The following is a 21,314-nucleotide window of genomic DNA, read 5'->3' as shown; positions in this document are numbered from 1 at the left end:
AAGACCCGATAAGGAAAAGGAATAGGGCCATGAAGCCAGTTTCAGCAGTACGTGCCACCCTCCTCTCAGCCGCCATCTCAATCGCTCTCGCCGGCTGTGGCGACAGCAATGAAATGAGCCAGGACGACATCCAGTACCTGAGTCATATTGACCAGTCACGTTTTTTCCAGCGTCAGGGTGAACTCAAGGCAAGCACACTGGAAGCCAGGAGCGCGATTGAGCTTCAACCGGAAAAGATCGAACCGTATTTCCTGATCGTCAACAATCTCCTCAGGGCAGGCGATGCGGCCAATGCCGAACGGCACCTGAATCAGATCCTGGAGCGCCTCCCAGCAGAACAGATCGATACAAAGGTTCGGAACCGCGCCAGCCTGATCCTCGCAGAAGCCAATCTGCTTCAGGAAGATTTTGAAGACGCCCTGGCGGCCCTCGATGACATCACCTCCCCAGACCGGCCGATTGAGACCCAGGCGGCACTGCTGGAAGGCCGGATCTTCCTGGCCTCCAACGAACTTGAAAAAGCCCGCACTGCGTTCAACAGGGCACGTGAAATAGACTCTGGGGAAGTTGAATCGGTGGTGGGGCTCTCAAAAACGGCGTTCGCCGACGGTGACGTATCGAAGGCCCGAACACTGGTCAGCGAGGCGGAAGAAGTTGATGGGGCGAATGGAGAACTATGGCTCTGGAAAGCCGAGCTCGCCGCTTCCCAGGAAGAGTGGCAAAAAGCGGAAGATGCCTATATCAGAGCCCTCGAGGACATCGGTCAGTACGATGTAATGACCCAACGCAAGTACGCCACGATTTCGTCCCTAATTCGCGTCCTTAGAGCCCAGGGCAAGCAATCAGAAGCTTTTGTCTACGAAGAAATACTTGCCAAGTCTGCCCCCGGTACGATCAAGAGCAACCTGATGGCCGCCCAGACAGCCGTGGAACAGGGTGATCTCGATGAGGCCGCGCGCTATCTGGAAGAGGTTCTGGCGCAGGCTCCCAATCATGAGCAGACATCGTTGATGCTAGGTCTTGTCCGGTTCAGGCAAGGCCGGGTAGAGGATGCTGAAAAGCTGCTGGCCCCCATCGCAGAAGCGGGGAATTCAGAAACCGCCAGCAAATTGCTGGCCGCCGCGCGGCTGCAAATGCGTAATCCAGAAGGCGCCCAAGCCATACTCTCCAATCTGGAGGACAAAAACTCCGACCCGGAAACTCTCGCCATGGTTGCCATTGCCACGCTTGCAAGTGGCGACCTGAAAACCGGCGAGACGCTTATGGACAAGGCACTGGCAAGCAACCCCGACAACCACCAGTTAAGGCTGCGGTATGCGACCTACCTCAACCAGCGGGGCGAACATGACCGGGCGATTGCCGAGGCAACCCGGGTTCTTGAGAGCGCCCCTGAGCTGGAGCAGGCACGCAGTGTCATCATTGAAGCCCAGGCACGCTCTGGCAATATGGACGAGGCTGTAAAATCCGCCTCCCAGTGGATTAAAGAGGCGCCTGACAGTATCAATGCCCTGATGACCAGGGGAAGCCTCGCAGCCACCGCAGGCAATGTGGACGCGGCTAAAACAGACTTCAACGAGGCCAGGGAGAAAGCGCCCGAATCACCGGCACCGCTGATCGCGCTTGGTAGACTGGCACTGACCCAAGACGATAAAGCGGAAGCGCAGAAGCAGTTCCGGGCCGCGGTCAGGCTCGCCCCGGATAGCCGCCAGGCACTTCAGGGGCTGGCGACCGTTCTTGATCGCGAAGAAACCACAGGTTTCATGCGGGAGATTCTCAAAGAGAACCCGGAAGCCACTGGCCCCCGCCTGATCCTGCTTGAGGCAGCCCTCATGGACAATAATCGGCAGGAAGCGGACGATTTAACGGCGTCCCTGCTGGAGCGAAACGAGCAAACGACCCCGGCGCCGGCTACGCCCTTCGTTGCAGGCATCTACAGCAGTACAGCCGCCGCGCTCCAGAGCTCGGGAGAAACCGCCAGGGCAGCCGCTCTCCTTGACCGGGCGCGCGCATTGTTCCCAGAGAACCAGGACATCGCTCTTCAGGCCGCTCAGAAAGCGTTCAACGATGGCGAGGAAGACGAAGCGCGGAGAATTATTCAGGAGACCAAACAGCAACACCCGGAATCCGCCGCGCCCTACGTGACGGAAGCCGCTTACTTCGAACGGCGCAAAGAGTTCCAACAAGCGGCTGAACTCTACCAACTTGCCCTCGGCAAGCGACCCAACGCCGAGCTCGCAAATGGATACGCGACAAACCTGCAACGATCCGGCAAAGCACAGGAAGCACTCTCTTTCCTTGAGTCTGCCCGTAAAACGTATCCCGGCAGCAACCAACTGCTTCTGACACTAGCACTGCTGCAGCAATCCGAGGGTCAGTATGAAAGCGCCAGGTCGAATTACGAAACCCTGCTTGAAAGCGCGCCCGGCAACGTTGTGGTGCTGAATAACCTGGCCTGGATCTATCACGAAAATGGGGACAAGCGGGCAATCGATCTGGCGAAGCAAGCCTACGAGCTTAGCCCTGGCAACGCGGCCGTCGCGGACACCTACGGATGGATAATGCTCAAGGCCGGCAACCACGAAGCCAGTGTACCGATTCTCGAAAAGGCCCATGAGCTACAGCCAGAGTCGGAAGAAATTGCGCTGCACCTGGCAGAGGCGTATCGAAGCGTGGGCAAAAACTCTTCAGCAAGGAAGGTGCTGGAAAAATTTGGTGGCCAGGGATAAAAGGAATTTATGCACACGGTTACAGGTTATTCCCGGCAGTACCTGTGGTTGCTAGCGGTACCTTTGCTCGTCTTTGGGCTTTGGGCCGAATGGCAGACCTTTTTTAGCCTCTGGTACGATTCCATCATATACAACCATGGGTTTCTGGTGCTGGCCGGCACCCTGTTTCTGCTTTACCTGAGAAGGGAGTCCCTGGCAGAACTCCGTGTTAACGCCTCACCACTGGCCCTGTTCCTGCTGGCCGGTGCCAGCGTTGTCCTGCTGCTATCCCAGGCGGCGGACATCCGGGTGTTCCGGTTGTTGCTGGTTCCCCTGCTTATTATTATCTGGGGATGGTCAATTTGGGGAAAGGGATTTCTCAAAACAGCTGGCGGCCCCATCATGCTGCTGATTTTTGGCGTGCCGATATGGGATGACCTATCACCGCTGCTTCAGCACATCACCGTTTTCTTTAACGAAATTTTTCTCCAGATTGCTGATATAGATGCGACCATAAAGGAGTTCTACATCATCCTGAAGGTGGGTGCCTTCGTGGTGGAAAACGGATGCAGCGGCGTTCGATATCTCATGGTCGGCCTCTTCCTGGCCAGCTTTTACGGGCAACTTCACTACCGCTCGCATACGCCCACCGTCCTGCTCGTTCTTATAGCCGCTCTGCTGTCCATGCTGGCCAACTGGATAAGAGTCTTCGGCATCATTGCCGCCGGCCATTACACCAACATGGAGACATCACTGGTCGAAGACCACGAGCTCTTCGGCTGGGTGATATTTGTTATCTTCACCCTCGTTCCCCTTTTCTATATTTCCGCGAAACTGGACAAACCCTCTGAGCAAACCGAGGATACGCCGGCCACAACAGTCCGGGCGACGCCCATACGCTCTTCAATTGCCTGGCCAGTCATCGCTTCCCTCCTCCTGTTATGGCCGTCCCTGATGCCGCTCGCCGTTCACGCGAAAACCGAGCGGCTGGCCCTGGCGTGGAACCCCACGCTTCCGGAAACCGTACCCGGGTGGCGAGGCCCCCTCCGACACGCCAACATCTGGCACCCGGACTACCAAAAGCCGGACATCGATATCGGTGGCGTATACGTATCGGATGACCTGCAACAGGTGCAACTGCAAATCATCGGCTATCGTCTGCAGACCCAGAACAAAGAGCTGATTTACTACCGCAACCGGATTTTCGACGCCGATGAATGGGCATTGGTGTCGCAAACTACCCATGAATTGAATACCGCTTATTCAACGGGCCTCGAACGCGTTAACGAAACTATCATCCGGCGCCCCGCAGACGGAGAACAGATCATTATCTGGTCGTGGTATGACATTGGTGACACCCTCACGGACTCACGGATCAAAGCCAAGGTGACAGGAGCCCTCAAAAAGATCACCGGCGACAGCCGAGGTGCGCTATGGGCAGTCGCAGGGCGCTGCGAGGGCAACAACATAGCGGATTGTGACCGACAACGGGACGCGTTTGGCCAGTTTCTTGAAAGCGCTGGGCTTTAGCCGCAAGGTGACATGTTTCGGTCGCATGTATTTTGGGTTTCCAATCACGCAACAAAGCCAATGACTACGGGCTTTCATAATACCTATTTATTCCCACCAATACAGATGGCGAAAAAGAAACTGAATGCAGTTTCAAATTCCATTTCAATCGAAAAGAAAGGCTGCTATATTTTTTGTAATAATGAAGGATGGCAATGGCCAACAACCGTTGACGTTTATGTCAAAAGGTTATCAAAAACCGCCGCTCCCTTTCATTGAATTTGATAGGTACGATTGTCAAACAGGATGTTTTGTCATGACCGCCAGTAGTAACCAACAAACCGTCATCTCCCGCTTTATTAAAATTGCTCAGGACTACCCCGGTCGCACCGCTGTTGCGTGGCAAGACAACCAGACCTGGAAAGAACTTACCTACACCCAATTATTCGACAAAGCCCGGGCAATTGCCAGCAACCTGGTCAAGGCAGGCGTCAAGGAAGGCTCCCCGGTCATACTTCCGTCTGAAAGACATCCGGATTTATGCGCCAACTTACTTGGTGTACTTCTTTGTGGTGCTCATTATGTATTTATTGACGCCAATTACCCCAAAGAGCGTCAACATTTTATCGCCGAAGCTGTTTCCGCAAAGTTCGGTATAAATGCTCCCGGAAGTCATTTACTTAAACACCTTGATATTTCATGGATAAATACCGCTGACGCCCAACAAAGTGACATGGAAACACCGGTTATTCATGAAAACGGGGAGCAGCCAGCGTATGTTATGTTTACTTCCGGCTCGACCGGAGAACCCAAGGGCGTGGTGATACCCGACCGGGCGATACTTCGGCTGGTCACCAATACCGATTTCATATCCTTTTCACCGGAACAGACATTTCTCCAGCTATCGGCGCTCAGCTTCGATGCCTCTACTCTGGAACTGTGGGGGCCGCTGCTTAATGGCGGCACCTGCGTCCTTCATCCAGAGACCGATATACTGACCCCCAACCGCATCCGGGACGTTATCCGTGAGCGTGCCGTCAGCACGCTGTGGCTTACCTCTTCGTTGTTCAATACCTTCATATCCGAATACCCCGGCTACCTGAAGCCGGTCAAACAGTTGCTGACCGGAGGTGAAGCGCTCTCTGTACCACACGTGAAAAAGGCACTCGAAAACCTGCCCGACACTGCCCTGTTCAACGGTTATGGCCCCACCGAAAATACGACGTTCACCACTGTATTCCCGATACCCAGGGTTCTGCCGGAGGATATCAAGCGCATTCCCATCGGATTTCCCATCCCCGGTACCCAATGCGCCCTTGTCGATGAAGAGATGAACATTATTGAAGGCGCCGATCAGGCCGGTGAACTCATCGCTTTCGGCGATGGCCTTGCGCTGGGTTACCTGAACAAGCCGGAACTGACCGCTGACAAGTTCATTCAGGTGAAGACCAATGATGGCCAGTCGCGAACTGCCTACAGGACAGGCGATCTGGCGCAACTCAATGAAGACGGCAGCTACGATTACCTCGGCAGGATCGACAAGCAGGTCAAAATCGATGGACACCGCATCGAGCCGGGAGAAATTGAGTATCAGTTGAACAGCCTCGATTTTGTCACCGAGGCCCGGGTCGTCGTCCGTATCGGACCGCAGGGGCAGAAACGCCTGGCCGCCTACCTGGTGGCAGAATCGGACGTCAGCGCTTATTCCGTCCGTCAGGCACTGGGTGAGGTTTTTCCGGCCTACATGATTCCCCACTTTATTATCCAGGTGTCCGAACTGCCGAAGAACAAGAACGGCAAACTGGATGAAGCCCGCCTGCCTGACCCATACGCGACGGCGCCAAAAGAGGCCCCGCAGGCCTCCAGAGTCACCAAGGACCGCATCCAGGAGAGCTGGAACATCATACTGGACCGCCCGGTCGAAGAGACCGACAATTTCATGGATGCCGGCGGCACCTCACTTGAAGCCCTGAAACTGGCAACCCTGCTGGAACGCACCTTTGACGTTGAGCTAAGTGCCACGTTCGTGTTCGAGCACCCGACGATCCAGCAGCAAGCGAATTTCTTTGCAACCCGTTCCAGTGCTGGTGAAACTGAAGCATCAGCACGGCACGGCGACAGGAACAATAACGAGTTTGCCATCATTGGCATGGCATGCCGCTTCCCAGGCGCCAACAATCTGGATGAATACTGGCAGAACCTACTTGCGGGCAAGGAAACCGTCAGTTTCTTTACCGACGACGAGCTGAGTCCCGACGTCACTGCAGAAGAACGCTCCAATCCCGCGTATGTAAAAGCCAAGGGTATTGTCGAGGGTTACGACCGCTTCGACGCCAAGTTCTTTGGTATCTCACCGATAGAAGCCCGGGTGATGGACCCCCAGCAGCGCATCCTGCTCGAACTAAGCTGGCATGCCCTTGAAGACGCGAACATTCCTCCAGGCGACACACACTACCGCACGGGTGTCTTCGCCGGTATGAACTGGGCCCGTTATTACCAGCAGTATGTTCTCCCGAACAAGGAAGTGATCGACAGCTATGGCGTGCTCAACTGTGGCCTTGCCAATGAACCGGACCTGCTGAGTACCCGAATCTCCTATAAGTTGAACCTGAAGGGCCCAAGTATCAACGTCTTTACGGCGTGTTCCACGGGACTTGTCGCAGTGGCACAGGCCTGTGAAGCGATCGACAACGGCCAATGTGAGCAAGCCATCGCCGCGGGTGTGTCTATCTCGACGCCAGTGAAGCGAGGGTATGCCTATCAGGAAGGTAGCATGCTCTCGAAAGACGGCCATTGTCGGCCTTTCGACCAGGACGCCACGGGAACCACGTTCAACGACGGTGCCGGCGCTATCGTCCTGAAACGTCGAGACCTGGCGGAACGGGATGGCGACACCATCTACGCCGTTATCAAAGGCTATGCGGTGAATAACGACGGCGAACAGAAGGCCAGCTTCACCGCACCCAGTGTGGCCGGCCAGGTGGCTGTGTATAAGGATGCCCTCGCCCGCGCCGCGATCGAACCTTCGTCTGTTGGCTTCATTGAAACCCATGGCACTGCAACGCCCCTGGGAGACCCCATCGAGGTGTTGTCACTGAGGCGCTGTTATTCCTCAGAGGACACCCGGGAGAAAACCTGCGCGATTGGCTCTGTCAAATCCAACATCGGGCACGCCATCCATGCCGCCGGCCTGGCTAGCCTGATTAAATCCACTCTGGCCGTCCGGGACAACAAGATACCGCCCACGCTGTTTTTCCAGACCGCAAATCCCAAGCTGGAACTGGAGAAGTCCCATTTCTACGTCAATACGGCGGTGGAGGCCTGGAAGCTACCCTCTCCCCGTCGGGCAGCAGTGACCTCTCTAGGTGTTGGCGGTACCAATGCCCACGTCATCCTGGAGGAATACGTTCCGGAAAAGGCGCCCGAGCTGTCTAAAGAGATCACTTCTGAGCGCCGCTTCCCGATACTGCTATCGGCGAGGAGCAAGCCGTCACTGGAGCGACAGATCGCCCGGTATTGCGACTACTTCGCCAACCGGAAGAATGCTCTGCTGCCGAACGTGTCCCACACCTCGATCCATGGTCGCAAGCACTTCGATCATCGGGCGATCGTATTCGGCGGTGATCTGCCCTCCGCCCTGGAGAATCTCGGCCAGGAGGTGTCATTCGCCAAGGGCCAGGCCGGTAACAATCCCAACCAGAGTGTCGGTTTTATGTTCTCTGGCCAGGGTACCCAGGCCAGGCATATGGGCAAATGGCTGTATGAGAACTCCGGCTCTTATCGGGATACCTTTGATCGCGGTTGCAGGATCGTACTGAAAACCAGTGGGGTGGACATCCGCGGCATCCTGTTCGCCGAAGGCGACCAGAACGCCGATGACAATCTGGTCAACCAGACTTCCTTCGTGCAACCGGCCCTGTTCCTGCTCGAATTCGGACTGGCAAACTACCTGAAAGAACGTGGCGTTGCGCCCTCGTTTCTAATCGGGCACAGCATTGGCGAATTCGCCGCCGCTGCCCTTGCAGGCATCTTCAGTTTTGAGAACGCCGTAGAGCTGGTTGCCACCCGGGGCGCCCTCATGCAAAGCATGCCGCCCGGAAAAATGCTCATTGTGCGGTCAAACCCGGACGACATCGAAGAATTGGTTGGCCAGCGGGCTGAGGTGGCTGCGGTGAATGCGCCTGGCCTTATGGTGCTCTCGGGCGAGCAGGAGGCCATCAGGGCGATCTCCGCCGAGCTGTCCGAGCGGAAGATCGCCAGCACTATCCTGCAGACCAGCCATGCGTTCCACTCGTCGATGATGGACCCCATTGTTCCCGAGTTCGAAGCATTCGTATCCACGATTCAACGGCAGGCACCCTCCATCCCTATCTATTCAACCATGACGGGCGCGCTGCTGACGGATGAGGAGGCGATGTCGCCCCGTTACTGGTCGCAACAACTCAGGAACCCAGTGCTGTTTTCAAATGCCTTGCAGGCTCTCAGCCTCCGTCATGAAAACGATGGCGAACGAATCAGTCTCCTGGAAGTGGGGCCCGGCAATACCCTGGTCAATCTGGCGAATAGCCACCGGGAGCTTGAAGGTATTCACGCCTATGCCGCTCTCACCACCAAGGGCACCGACGAGAACGCAGAAGACGACATTTACCGCAGTGTTGGCCAACTCTGGGTCGATGGGCATACCCTGGACTGGAACCGTTACTTTGAGGGGCTGTCGGTTTGCAAGGAACGGCTCCCGGGCTATGCGTTTTCGGACGACTCGTTCTGGCTCGGCCCGGTCAACAACGCCTCCACAAACATGACCAACAGCGTCGCCCCTTCAACGGCGGCAGCTTCGCAACTGTCTCATCTGGCTAATCCGGCAACCCCGGTTACACAGGACGTTATAATGGACTCAAAACAGCATTCTGAAAAAATCCGCGCCGATGTCATGGCCATTATTGAAGACGTGTCGGGGTATGACCTGGGCGACGCAGACCCGGCCTCACACTTCAGTGAGGTTGGCCTGGATTCGTTGTTGCTCACCCAGGTCGCGACTGCATTGGAGCGTCAGTTTAAACTCGGGATCACATTCCGGCATCTTGTGGAAGAACACACCTCTCTGGAATTGATCTCGGAGTTCATTGCATCCCAGGTTGAGCCCGAGGTCGTCACCCAGACTGCACCACCGTCTCAGGAGACAGTTGGTCAGCCCCAGCCTGCTGATGGCGGCCACGTGTCCATGCCCTCCGGTGTTGATTTCAGTGCAACAATGCCCACTTCCGGTGGCCATATACAGGATATCGTAAACGCCCAGTTGCAGATTATGCAGATGCAACTTCAGGCTCTTGGCAGACAGGGGAGCCCGGCCCCCCAGAGCGCACCGCAAACACAGCAGCCAGCCGCTGCCTCACCAACGCCCGCTGTTGCCAATCAGGATCAGGCAAGCGCTAACGAAAGCGCCGACGACACACCCAGCAAACCGGCCCACACCCCTGGCACTCGCATCGCACGGGAGAAAACCAATACCGAAGTCACCTCCGCACAGCGGGAATGGATCGACCGGTTGATGACGAAATACCAGGAAAAATACGCAGGGTCCAAGAGCTACACGCAGAAGCACAGGAAACACCTGGCCGATCCAAGAAGTGTTTCCGGCTTTAACCCGGGCTGGAAAGAGGTGATTTTTCCGATTGTCACGGTGGAATCGAAAGGATCGAAACTCTGGGATATCGACGGCAACGAGCTTATTGATACCTCCAATGGCTTCGGCCCCATCCTGTTCGGCCATTCACCGGACTTCATTTCCAACGCCGCCAAGGCCCAGATTGACCGCGGTGTGGAAACCGGACCGCAATCCCCGCTAGCTGGCGAAGTGGCGGAACTCTTCTGCGAGCTCACCGGCAACGAGCGGTGCACCTTTGCCTGTACCGGCTCCGAGGCCAACGTCGGCGCCCTCCGGGTCGCCCGTACGGTCACCGGTCGCACCAAGGTCGTGGCGTTCGAAGGCTCCTACCACGGCATTCACGACGAAGTGGTCATGCGAGTCGGTAAAGACCACAAGGCTCTTCCCGCCGCACCAGGGGTGCCCAGGGAAGCAACCTCAAACATGATACTGCTGCCCTGGGGCGAGCAGAGTAGCCTGGATGAGATCCGTAAACTGGGTGACGAAATCGCCGCTGTACTGGTGGAACCGGTGCAAAGCAGGAAGCCCCAGTTCCACAGCAAGGAATACATCCAGGAAATTCGCAGAATTACCGAGGAAAACGGCGTCGCGCTGATCCTCGATGAGGTAGTGACCGGCTTCCGCGTTGGCCCCGGCGGTATTCGCAAACGCTTCGATGTCAATGCCGACATGATGACCTACGGCAAGGTCATCGGCGGCGGCTATCCCATCGGCATTATCGCCGGCAAAGCCAAGTATCTGGACGCGATGGACGGCGGCTATTGGGAGTTTGGCGATGATTCCATCCCCGAGCAGGGTGTGACGTTCTTCGCCGGAACCTTTGTGCGGCACCCGCTGGCCCTGGCAGTTGCCAAAGCGGTACTTACCAAGATCAAGGAAGACGGCGATTCGATCTATCCGGCGCTGGAAGAAAAAACCACCGCCATGGCCAGGGAAGCCAAGGCCTTTATCGAGCAGCTGAAATCCAACGTCAGCTTCGAGGAATTTGCCTCGCTGTTCTACATTTCCGTTCCCCCGACGTCTCACTGGGGGCACCTACTGTTCCTGTCGATGACGCTCGACGGCATCCACATCCAGCAGTACCGTCCAAACTTCCTGACAACCCAGCACTCCGCCGAAGATGTGAAGAAAATACTGCAGGCATTCAAGTCGGCCCTGGCGAACCTCATCGTCAACGGCCTGCTCGAGGGCGACCAGGTGGCGGCCAAGAAGTATCTGAGTGGCAACAACAGCATTCCTGCAGGCGCCAGGCTGGGAAAAAATGAGAAAGGGGAGCCCGCTTACTTTATTGAAGACCCCGACAATAAAGGCGCATATGTGGAGGTGGGCCGCCCATGAGTTCCGCCAGCTTCAATCCGTTCGCCGGTGGTGAACTGTTGCGGGTTGCTCCCGCAACAGGACCACAAAGGGAAATCATCGCCTCTGCCCAGCTGAGCGACGTTGCCAACACCGCCTTTAACGAAGCCGTATCCGTTAAGCTTTCCGGCAACCTTGATGTCAGTCTGCTCCGCCAATGTTTTGATGACCTTATCGCAAAGCACGATATCCTGAGGGCAACGTTTTCCAGGAACGGCACGGAAATCTGCCTGCACGACACCTCCACATTCCAACTGGAAGTGGAGGACATCAGTGGCGGCACTCCGAGCGAACAGGAAGCTGCCATTAAAGACCTTTGGAAGAACATCGCCATTTCCCCCATGAACCTCGAGGAAGGCCCTCTCCTGTTCGCGTGGTTGATGAAGCTCGACAGCAACACCCACGAACTGGTCCTGGCCGCCCATCATATTGTCTGTGACGGTTGGTCCATCGGGCTGATGCTGACCGAACTGGCCGAATCCTATGGTACTCAGCGCGCACAATCGGACGATGGGGGATCGGACATCTCCTTCTTCGATTACGCGGAAATGGTGGATTCCAAAGAAATCAGCAATATCGACAACGACTACTGGATCGATCGTTTTGCCGAAGTACCGCCAAACCTGGACCTGCCCCTGGATCACCCGCGGCCCCATTTTCGAACCTTTGAAGCAACCCGGTTGGATTACCGGATAGACCCGGAGCTGGCCAAACGCCTGCCCAAGGCAGCCGCCGCCATGAAAGTCAGCATGGTGAACATGGTGTTGGCGAGCTATTTTGTGCTACTGCACCGCCTGACATCCAGCAACGACATCGTGGTAGGGCTTCCGGTTGCAGGCCAGGCCACACAGAACCGCCTGAAACAGGTTGGCCACATGGTGCACCTGCTGCCAATCCGCACACAACTGACACCGAACACCCGGTTTTCGGAGCTGTGCACGCAGGTCAAGTCGGAAGTGCTCAATGCCACCGAGCATTCAAACTTCACGTTCGGCAAGCTTATTGAAGCCATCAACGTTGACCGTACCCGTGTCCCGCTGATCAATACCATCTTCAACATCGACCAGCCCCTGGAGCACATGCAGTTCGGCGATGTTGACGGCAAAGTCAGAACGGTGCCCCGCGCCGCGGAAAACTTCGAGATGTTTCTGAACATCCTGCCGTCGTCCGACAGCCTCACCATTGAGGCCACCTACTCCACCGCCCTGTTCAGCGAGGCCACCATCGTGTCCTGGCTTGAGGCCCTGGAACGGATCCTGGTGTCCGCCACGGCGGATGCAGAGGTGGCTGTAGGCAGCATTGCCCTGGCAGAACAGGAACCAAACCTGGTTCAGCGTGCTAACGACACCCAGCGTGACATGACCCATGGCACGGTCATCGAGGCACTTAAGCACCATGTCTCCACCGCACCGGATGCCTTGGCATGCGCGTTCGGTGACCGTCGCTGGACTTACCAGGAACTCGAAGACCGCAGCAATGCCGTAGCCGCCAACCTTGCCAGCCAGGGTATCGCGGCCAGCAATACAGTAGCGGTATGCGTCGAGCGCTCAGACGCTGCCCTGGCTGCGGTTGTCGGTATTCTCAAGCTGGGGGCCATTTACCTTCCTCTGGACCCGGACTTTCCGGAAGCCCGATTGCAGCACATGATTGAGGACTCCGAGGCCTCCGCTGTTATCGTCGAACCACAGACGCCAGCGGCCATCGCTGGCCTGGATCTGGTCAAGGTCGATATCAACGAGGCGGTTAAGCAGAGTTCGGCATCGTCGCACTTGCCACCAGTGAATATCGACCCGGGGCAGACGGCCTATATCATCTACACCTCAGGCTCCACCGGAAAACCCAAGGGCGTGCTGGTACCCCATCGGGCGCTGATCAACTTCCTTGAGAGTATGGCGGACAAACCCGGTTGCACGGCCAGCGACCGGCTGTTGGCCGTTACCACCTTCTCCTTCGACATCTCCTTCCTGGAGCTCCTGCTGCCTCTGACGCAGGGCGCCACTACCGTGATTGCGGACAAGGACAGCGTAAAGGACGGTGAAAAGCTGCGCCGGCTGATTCTCGATCACCAGATATCGATCATGCAGGCGACCCCGGCGACCTGGCGTATGCTGCTGGATACCGACTGGCGGAAGGATGGCCTGAGAATGAAGGGCCTCTGTGGCGGCGAACCACTGCCCCAGGATCTGGTGCAGGATCTTCTCGGATGCCTGGACGAGCTCTGGAATATGTACGGCCCCACTGAAACCACCGTCTGGTCCACCTGTCACCCACTACGACTTACCGACAGACTGATCTCCATCGGTAAGCCTATTAACAACACACAGGTGCATATTCTTGACCGGGAACGGAACCCGTTGCCCCTGTCCTGCCCCGGTGAGCTGTATATCGGTGGCGTTGGGCTGGCAACCGGTTACCACAACCGGCCCGAACTTACCGCCGAAAAGTACGTTGACCACCCCACCTACGGCAGGTTGTATGCCACCGGTGACCTTGCCAAGTGGGCACCTGACGGCAACCTACAGCATCTGGGCCGAATGGATGACCAGGTGAAGGTTCGCGGTTACCGCATTGAATTGGGTGATATTGAGTCTGCCCTCGCCGCCTGCGCGGACGTTAAATCCGCCTGCGCGTATGTCTGGGAACTGGCCCCGGGCGACGCCCGCATCGTTGGCTGTGTGGTTTCGGAATCCGGAGACGAGCCCAATGTGGTGAGCATCCGCAAGGAACTCAGAAAGCTCCTGCCAGCGTATATGATTCCTCAGTACATCATCGCCATCGACAGCGTTCCCCTGAGCCCCAGCGGCAAGATGGACCGGCGGCGCCTGCCCAAACCGGAACTTCGCGAGTCCAGTATTCTCAAGGCCTCCGCCTTGGCGAACCAGACCGAAGAGATGATTGCCGATGTCTGGTCCGACGTGCTCAACTCGAAGTCCCGGATTGTGCGTGAGGACAACTTCTTCAGCCTGGGCGGGCACTCATTGCTCGCCCTGCAGGCCATCCGCAGGATAGAAAGTCAGACCGGTATCAAACTGACCCCGGAAGACATCGTCGGGCTCAGCCTGAGTGAAATTGCCGAGAAAGTCTCTCACAGCACGCCCGCCTCCGCCGGGCACGAAGACTCGCCGGCGGACCTGCCCACGGCGCAACGGCGGCTGTTGAGCCACGAACAGACCCGGCTACTGCTACGGCAACTGTCCTACCCGGACAACGTGTGCAACAACCTGCCCGCGTCCTGGTTCCTCGAAGGCGATCTGGATATAGATACGTTCACCCGCAGCCTGGTCAAGGTTTTCGAGCGTCAGACCGCGCTGCGTACAGCCATTACCCAGTTGGACGGCCGCTACCAGCAAGGCATCCTGCCAGTGAAGCAGGTCCCCGTACTCGATGTTGTTGACCTGACCGGCGAGGATAACCCCGAGGAAACGGCGTTGAAACGCTCACGGGACCTGGCATTCACACCCTTCAAGGTGCTCGACCGGCCGCTGTTCCGCTCCACGCTGTTTGTGCTGGGTGATGCCCGATACCACTACGTGTTCGTGCCACATCAACTGGTCTTCGATGGCTGGTCGTTTGATATCTTCCTCAAGGAGCTGGAGGACGCCTACCTGGTGCAGAGCAATACGGAACGGGAAAAAGCCAACAAGCTGGCGTTCGAGTTCCGGGATTACGCTGAGTGGTCAATTGAAAAAGGTGCGTCGACAGAGGATGTCGATTACCACAGGGCCAAGCTTGCCGGCGTCCTGGAATCCGGGGCCCGGGAGAACGATAACAGCGCCAAGCCCAACCAATGTGCCCGGGAGACCCTGAACTTCCCGGAAGCGAGCCTGGCGATGGTGGAAAAGGTAGGTAATGAACTCGGGCTCAAACTCCATGAGATCCTGTTCTGCCTGTTCGCCGAGACCATCTCCCGGTCGCATAAAGATAACAGTATTGTACTGGGCGTGCCCTCGGCCGGCCGTCAACGCGCCGACGTGATCAACCTGATCGGCAGCTTTGTGACCACCATTCCCTGTTTGCTTCAGGCGCCATCGTCCAGCTTCCGGGAACGCATGGCCAGCCTGGGCGACCAACTCAGGGAAACACTGAATCATCAGACGGTGACCTACGCAGATATCGTCAGTAATACGCCTGCCGAGAGGGCGCTGTTTCCGGAGTTTGTCCAGGCCAGTTTTGCCTTTCAGGACATCCGCAACCGGCCAACCTCCATTGCGAACCTGACACTCAGGCAGTTGGACCTGCCCCGCCTGAACACCGAGTACCCGGTGGAATTCTGGGTGCGGATCCAGCCTGGTGGTTTTATTGGCGTGTTTGACTACAACGAGGCTGCTGTTGATTCACAGACGGTGCATTCGCTCAAGGAGACCTTTGCGGGACTTGTCGCGGATCTGGAAAGACTTATCAATGAGGTGCCCTCAGAACCAAGCCAGTCAAAAACACCGGTCGCCAAAAAGCCGTTCTGGAGGAAGCTGTTTCAGTCATGACGGGAAGTAACGGGCAATGATAGAACCTTTTTTCTTTGATAACAGCCGCCTGTTCGGCTGCTATTCGTCTGCGACGGACCCCAATGCAGAAAAAGTCGTGGTTGTGTGCCCACCGTTGTTTGACGAGTACCGGCGGACCTACCGGGCCTTATCTGAGTTGTCCGTGGCTATTTCCGAGCGCGGGAATCATGCGTTTCGCTTCGACTACTACGGAACCGCAGAATCCCAGGGCCTCTTGTCGGAGGCAACGATAGAAGTCTGGTTGTCCGATATCCACAAAGCGATTGATGAAGCCATTGCCGTCTCCGGTGCCAACCATGTGGTGTTACTGGGCGTGCGGTTTGGTGCAACACTGGCGGCACAAATTGACCATGCCTCCGTAAAAGAGTTCATTTTCTGGGATCCTGTGCTGTCCGGAGATCGCTATGTCGAGTGGCTGAATGAGATCGATGCCATCCTGCGCCAGCGCCATCTATCAGCGGCACGCGAGAACAATGTTCCCTTTGAGAACATAGAGTACAGGAATTTCGACCTTCCCTCAGGGCTGGTCACCGGTATACGCGAGCTGGGTATCCCCGAGAGTACCCTGAACAACCCCAACCTGTGCTTCACTGTCTCAACCGATCCAGAATTCTGCAAAAGCTCAGGACTAAGCAACTGCGCCTACCCTGGCCTCAGCTACGATTGGCCGTATTACCATGACGGAGTAATCACCCAGAAGCCGGTACTCGAAGCCTTACTGGATAGGGTGTTCTTATGATCAAGGAACGGATATTCACCTATGGAGAGCACCAGCATGGCATTGGCGTGCTCTCCGAGCCTGAGGATACCTTCAACAGCCCTATTGTGGTGCTGCTGAACGCCGGCCTGTCCCACCGGGCGGAGCCCTACCGCCTGAATGTACTGCTCGGCCGCCAACTCGCGGAACTGGGTTATATTGCATTGCGGGTGGACCTCTCTGGCAAGGGCGACTCCCCAGCCCGAGAAACCATAACCAACCGGGAATCAGTGGCCCTCGACTGGTCATTCATGAAAAAGTCCCTCGAAAAGCTCTACGGCTCAAGACCTCTGCTGATCTTCGGCTTGTGTTCAGGTGCCGACAACGGTATTAAACTCTGCGCCCAGGACCCATCCATCAAGGGCCTCATTCTGCTCGACCCAGTGTCCCGTCAGGACGCCGGTTTCGCGAAACGGGAACTGTTCCGGAAACTGACCAACCCAAACAAGTGGCTCAATATCCACAAGATTGTCTCCCGCCGGCTAAAACAGAACACCAGTGGGGAGCAATCGCTGCTCAGTTCCCCCATGGACTTGCGGGATGAACCCAATGAAGACGATATGGACCAGTGCTTCGAGAGCCTTGTGGAAAAAGATGGCCGGGTGTTGGCCGTGTTTACCAGCCAAACCCTTTACCACTACAACAAACTTGGCCAATTCACCTCTGCCATGGGCATCAAAGGCCTTGAACCCGTTATCGAGGAAGTCTTCTGGCCCAATGCCAAGCACATCTTCTCTATTGAAGTGCACCGGCAACGCCTGATCGGCACCATCACAGACTGGGCCAATAAACAACTGGATCACTTCAAGACCCTGAAACCGGAATGAAATTCGTCCTGATCACCAGTTCGTTGATCCTGATCGCCATCCTTGCTGTGCTCGGCTATCGCGCAGACGACGTAAAGCTATGGCTGGGCGATGTCACCATGCCCATGCGCGAAAACATGCAACGGACCCGCAACGTCATGGTTCCCATGCGCGACGGTGTGAGGCTCGCAACAGATGTATACCGGCCGCTTGGAAACAAACGTCATCCGGTTATATACATTCGCACCACCTATGGCGGCATCGAATTCAGCACCGTCCGACACTTCGTCAGACACAACTACGCCGTGATTGTGCAACATGTCCGTGGCCGGTTTTACTCGGAGGGGCGTTATGAGAGCCCCTACTACACTGCAAAGCAGGATGGCTACGACACCATCGACTGGCTGGTCGATCAACCCTGGTCAACCGGCAAGATCGGAACGTTTGGCTGCTCCTACCTCGGTGAAAGCCAGATCATACTTGCCGCGGCCAATCACCCGAACCACATTGCCATGATTGCCTCCGGTGCCGGCGGCGCCATCGGCAAGGCCAGGGAGACCTACGGTTATTTTGGTGTATTTGAAAACGGAGTATTGAATCTCGCTTCGTCCCTGGGCTGGTTCACCGCCGAGGGGGCCAAGGATTTCAAGGTAACCCCACGCCCCGACGATTACGAAGAGCGAATGCGTACCTACATGGACTATTTGCCCGTTTCCGGGATAGAGGACAAGGTCGTTCCCTACGAAACCGGCTTCAGCGACCTTATCAAACACTCCCTGACCGACACCTGGTGGGACGACGAGGGTTACACCCACCCGGACGACGAGTTTTCAGTGGCCACATTGCATATCAATGACTGGTTCGATCAAACCGCACACAATACCTTCAAACTCGCCGATCACATGGCGGAAAACGCCCGCCACCCCCGCGCAAAAAACCAACCTGTTCTGATTGCCCCGGGCGTACATTGCGGTGCCGGAAAACTGAAGCCTGGGGAAGTCACCATCGGTGAGATGTCGTTTGAGTACGCCGGCAAAGATTTCAGGCAAACCTACGTTGACTGGTTCGATCACTGGTTAAAAGACAAACCGGCAGATCTGCCACCTCCATTTGAGTACTATTCGATCCATTCCGGGCAATGGAATACCTCCGAGCAGTGGCCGCCTGCCGACTCAAGCGACCAAAGGTTCTATTTCATGCCGGGCAATCGCCTGTCGGAAAAGGCAGCCCCGCACAAAAATCCCGAACAGAGCGGCAGGGTGTATGACGAATTCACCTACGATCCACTGGACCCCGTCCCCACCCTTGGCGGACCAATCTGCTGCACCTACCGGCCGGAAGACAAGCCCGGGCCACTCGACCAGAGGCCACTGAAATCACGCCAGGACGTGTTGGTCTATTCAAGCGAGCCACTGGAGGAAGACATAGAGCTGGTCGGCAACGCCAACGTTGTGCTGTATGTGTCGACCAACGCGCCGGATACGGATTTCACCGTCAAAATGGTCGACCAGTACCCGGATGGCAGAGCCTTCAACCTTCAGGATGGCGTTGTTCGCCTGCGTTACCGTAACGGTATCGACAACCCTAGCCCCGTTGAACCGGGCCGCATCTATCGGGTTGAGCTGGAAATGAGGCCCATTGCCTATCGCTTCCGGAAAGGACACCGGCTTGAGTTCCACATCTCAAGCAGCAACTTTCCACGCCTGGCGCGGAACCTCAACACCGGTAAAGACGAATACAGCGATTCGGATACGTTTGTCGCAACCAACAGGGTTCACTTTGGTGGAGATACACCGTCCTCCGTGGCGTTGCCCATAAAAACATCGGAATAGACTCACTGGCGCAATCCGTTGCGTAAAGGAGACAACAGTGAACAAAGCCTTGAAGAACCGGATCATCAATAGCATCGAACTGCTGCCATATGGTCACGACCTCTACCTCCACATGGCCAGAAAGCGGCTGGGAATTACCTACCGGGGCGTTTACGGTTCCTTCCACGAAGCCCAGCAACAGGGCATCAACCAGTTGGCCAACGAGTACGACGTCATCAACCAGAACAAGGGGGAGCATCTGGAGCAGGAGATGCCGGTACTGGACAAACGGGTGCTGGATATCGATTACCCGTTGTTGTTCTGGCTTTCCCGTCTGATGCAGCCTTCCCAACGGCTACTGGAACTGGGCGGAAGTATCGGCCAGGGGTTCTACAGCTTTGAGAACTACTTCCCTTACCCCGACGCTCTCCAGTGGGTGATCGCTGAGTTGCCGGCAGCCGTCGAAGCCGGGCGTAAGATTGCGAGCCAGAAAGGCGAAACACGGCTCGCCTTCATCGACAGTAACGACATGGGCGAGGAAGACGCCGTAGACATCTTCATGACGGCGGGGACACTGCAATACATGGACACCAGCATTGCCGAAACCGTGAGCCAGCTCCAACGGCTTCCCCAGCATGTGTTGGTCCACAACCTGCCCGCCCACCCGACGGAAGACTTCTGGACACTGCAATACCTCGAAGTCTGCGAAGTGCCCTATCACATCAGCTCGCAAACCAACCTGGTGAGTGACATGGAAAAGGCAGGATACCGATTGGTAGACCGGTGGAAAAACCCACGCCAAATAGAGATTCCCTACCATCTGGAGAAAACAGTAGAGCACTACCACGGGTTTTACTTCACCCTTAGTGATCCGAAGTGAGTAATCCTTCGGTCCGCATTCCGGCCAATTGACGGCCTTTTGCGGTCTACCTATAATTTTTTTACGCCACCCTAAGCAGGAGCAGGCGAGCATGGATATGTAACCCCCCATTTTTAGCAGGGTTCAAAAGTAGACCTCAGGCCGTCATGGCCAACTTCTGTTGAGGGGTTATCCCTCCTAGTCCCATATTCGGGCGTTCATTATTGTAGTGCCAGAGCCAGCGAGTGCCGTAATCCTGAACAGCTTCGGTGCTTTCGAACAGATACTGAGCCAGCCAGTCATAACGTACGGTTCGGTTGTAGCGCTCGATATAGGCATTCTGCTGGGGCCTGCCCGGCTGGATAAACGCCAGCTTGATGCCCTGTTTTTCGGCCCAGGTTCCCAACTTGCCGCTGATGTACTCGGGTCCATTGTCACAGCGGATCGAGCGCGGTTTCCCGCGCCACTCAATGATCTGCTCTAGCGACCGGATAACACGCTCTGCCGGTAGCGAGAAGTCGACCTCGATACCGAGCCCTTCACGGTTGAAGTCATCGATTACGTTTAGCAACCGGTAACTGCGGCCATCACTGAGCTGATCATGCATGAAGTCCATCGACCAACTGTCGTTGATCGTTTCAGGCACGACCAAAGGCTCCGGCTTTTCCCGCACCAGGCGCTTCTTGGGCTTGATGCGAAGGTTCAGTTCCAGCTCCCGGTAGATCCGGTACACCCGCTTATGATTCCAGCCAAACCCTTTCACATTGCGCAAATGCAGAAAGCACAGACCAAAGCCCCAGTTCCGCTGATTGTGGGTCAGCCGTATCAGCCAGTCCGCGATCTCGGCGTTTTCGCTGCTCAGTTTGGGCTGATAGCGGTAGCAGGTCTCGCTGATGCTAAACATCCAACACGCCAGACGAATGCTGACACGCTTTTCAACAACGGCTTGCTGTGCCATCTCTCGGCGACGAGACGGCTTCACCACTTTTTTTCGATGGCTTCCTTGAGGATGTCCGACTTGAGCCGCTCCTCGGCATACATCTTCTTGAGCCGACTGTAGTGGTTCAATGATTCCGGACACCAACCTAGGTGGTAAGATCGCAACCTGGTCGAGGCAAAGAAGGACGTCGGTGGCTATCTGATGGGCTACTACAACCGGCGACGACCTCACGCATTCAACGACGGCATTTCGCCCGTTGCTGCTGAGGAAAACCTTAAAATACTGTCCGGGATTAGTTGACCACTACAGACGGTTCTCGTCCTCCAACTCCTTCAGGCGCGCCATCATGGACGCATCCATACCACCGAACTTGGCGCGCCACTTAATGGGATGGACTACCTCCC

At 56.4% G+C, this 21,314-nt stretch carries 8 protein-coding genes and 1 pseudogene; 8 read left to right on the top strand and 1 reads right to left on the bottom strand.

All coding sequences use genetic code 11. The features are described 5' to 3' along the window. Positions 1-29 precede the first annotated feature (29 nt). The 8 genes from R1T46_RS12820 (at position 30) to R1T46_RS12785 (ending at position 19,991) form a co-directional block, all read left to right on the top strand. Entirely contained in the window at positions 30-2,726 is a 2,697-nt protein-coding gene (locus R1T46_RS12820; protein ID WP_317305668.1) for a tetratricopeptide repeat protein, read from the top strand. Positions 2,727-2,735: 9 nt separating this feature from the next. Continuing rightward, on the top strand, positions 2,736-4,235 hold the full coding sequence (gene xrtA / locus R1T46_RS12815) for an exosortase A (protein WP_317305667.1): 1,500 nt from the start codon (positions 2,736-2,738) through the stop codon (positions 4,233-4,235). A 295-nt stretch (positions 4,236-4,530) separates the two neighbouring features. Continuing rightward, entirely contained in the window at positions 4,531-11,217 is a 6,687-nt protein-coding gene (locus R1T46_RS12810) for a polyketide synthase (RefSeq protein WP_317305666.1), read from the top strand. After that, on the top strand, positions 11,214-15,716 hold the full coding sequence (locus R1T46_RS12805) for an amino acid adenylation domain-containing protein (protein ID WP_317305665.1): 4,503 nt from the start codon (positions 11,214-11,216) through the stop codon (positions 15,714-15,716). Before R1T46_RS12810 ends, R1T46_RS12805 begins: the two co-directional genes overlap by 4 nt. A 16-nt stretch (positions 15,717-15,732) precedes the next feature. After that, the gene (locus R1T46_RS12800; protein ID WP_317305664.1) at positions 15,733-16,476 is read left to right on the top strand and encodes a hypothetical protein; all 744 of its coding nucleotides are present in this window, start codon (positions 15,733-15,735) and stop codon (positions 16,474-16,476) included. Continuing rightward, positions 16,473-17,321 (top strand): serine aminopeptidase domain-containing protein, encoded by an 849-nt coding sequence (locus R1T46_RS12795; RefSeq protein ID WP_317305663.1) that lies wholly within the window; start codon positions 16,473-16,475, stop codon positions 17,319-17,321. Before R1T46_RS12800 ends, R1T46_RS12795 begins: the two co-directional genes overlap by 4 nt. After that, on the top strand, positions 17,318-19,132 hold the full coding sequence (locus R1T46_RS12790) for a CocE/NonD family hydrolase (RefSeq protein WP_317305662.1): 1,815 nt from the start codon (positions 17,318-17,320) through the stop codon (positions 19,130-19,132). Before R1T46_RS12795 ends, R1T46_RS12790 begins: the two co-directional genes overlap by 4 nt. Before the next feature lie 37 nt (positions 19,133-19,169). Further along, a complete protein-coding gene (locus tag R1T46_RS12785) occupies positions 19,170-19,991 on the top strand; it encodes a TIGR04325 family methyltransferase (protein ID WP_317305661.1) in 822 nt (273 codons plus the stop codon). 136 nt (positions 19,992-20,127) lie between these two features. Here R1T46_RS12785 and R1T46_RS12780 read toward each other — a convergent pair. Beyond that, positions 20,128-21,023, bottom strand: a pseudogene (locus tag R1T46_RS12780) (IS3 family transposase); the annotation flags it as partial. Positions 21,024-21,314: the final 291 nt, after the last annotated feature.

The sequence above is a fragment of the Marinobacter salarius genome, assembly GCF_032922745.1.
Lineage (GTDB): Bacteria > Pseudomonadota > Gammaproteobacteria > Pseudomonadales > Oleiphilaceae > Marinobacter.
The sequence above is the reverse complement of the archived record's forward strand: the minus strand, read 5'-3'. Positions and strand labels throughout refer to the sequence as shown.

Excerpts from the sequence above, each read along its gene's own strand:
- R1T46_RS12820 (WP_317305668.1), top strand. The coding sequence starts at position 30 with ATGAAGCCAGTTTCAGCAGTACGTGCCACCCTCCTCTCAGCCGCCATC.
- xrtA (WP_317305667.1), top strand. The coding sequence starts at position 2,736 with ATGCACACGGTTACAGGTTATTCCCGGCAGTACCTGTGGTTGCTAGCG.
- R1T46_RS12810 (WP_317305666.1), top strand. The coding sequence starts at position 4,531 with ATGACCGCCAGTAGTAACCAACAAACCGTCATCTCCCGCTTTATTAAA.
- R1T46_RS12805 (WP_317305665.1), top strand. The coding sequence starts at position 11,214 with ATGAGTTCCGCCAGCTTCAATCCGTTCGCCGGTGGTGAACTGTTGCGG.
- R1T46_RS12800 (WP_317305664.1), top strand. The coding sequence starts at position 15,733 with ATGATAGAACCTTTTTTCTTTGATAACAGCCGCCTGTTCGGCTGCTAT.
- R1T46_RS12795 (WP_317305663.1), top strand. The coding sequence starts at position 16,473 with ATGATCAAGGAACGGATATTCACCTATGGAGAGCACCAGCATGGCATT.
- R1T46_RS12790 (WP_317305662.1), top strand. The coding sequence starts at position 17,318 with ATGAAATTCGTCCTGATCACCAGTTCGTTGATCCTGATCGCCATCCTT.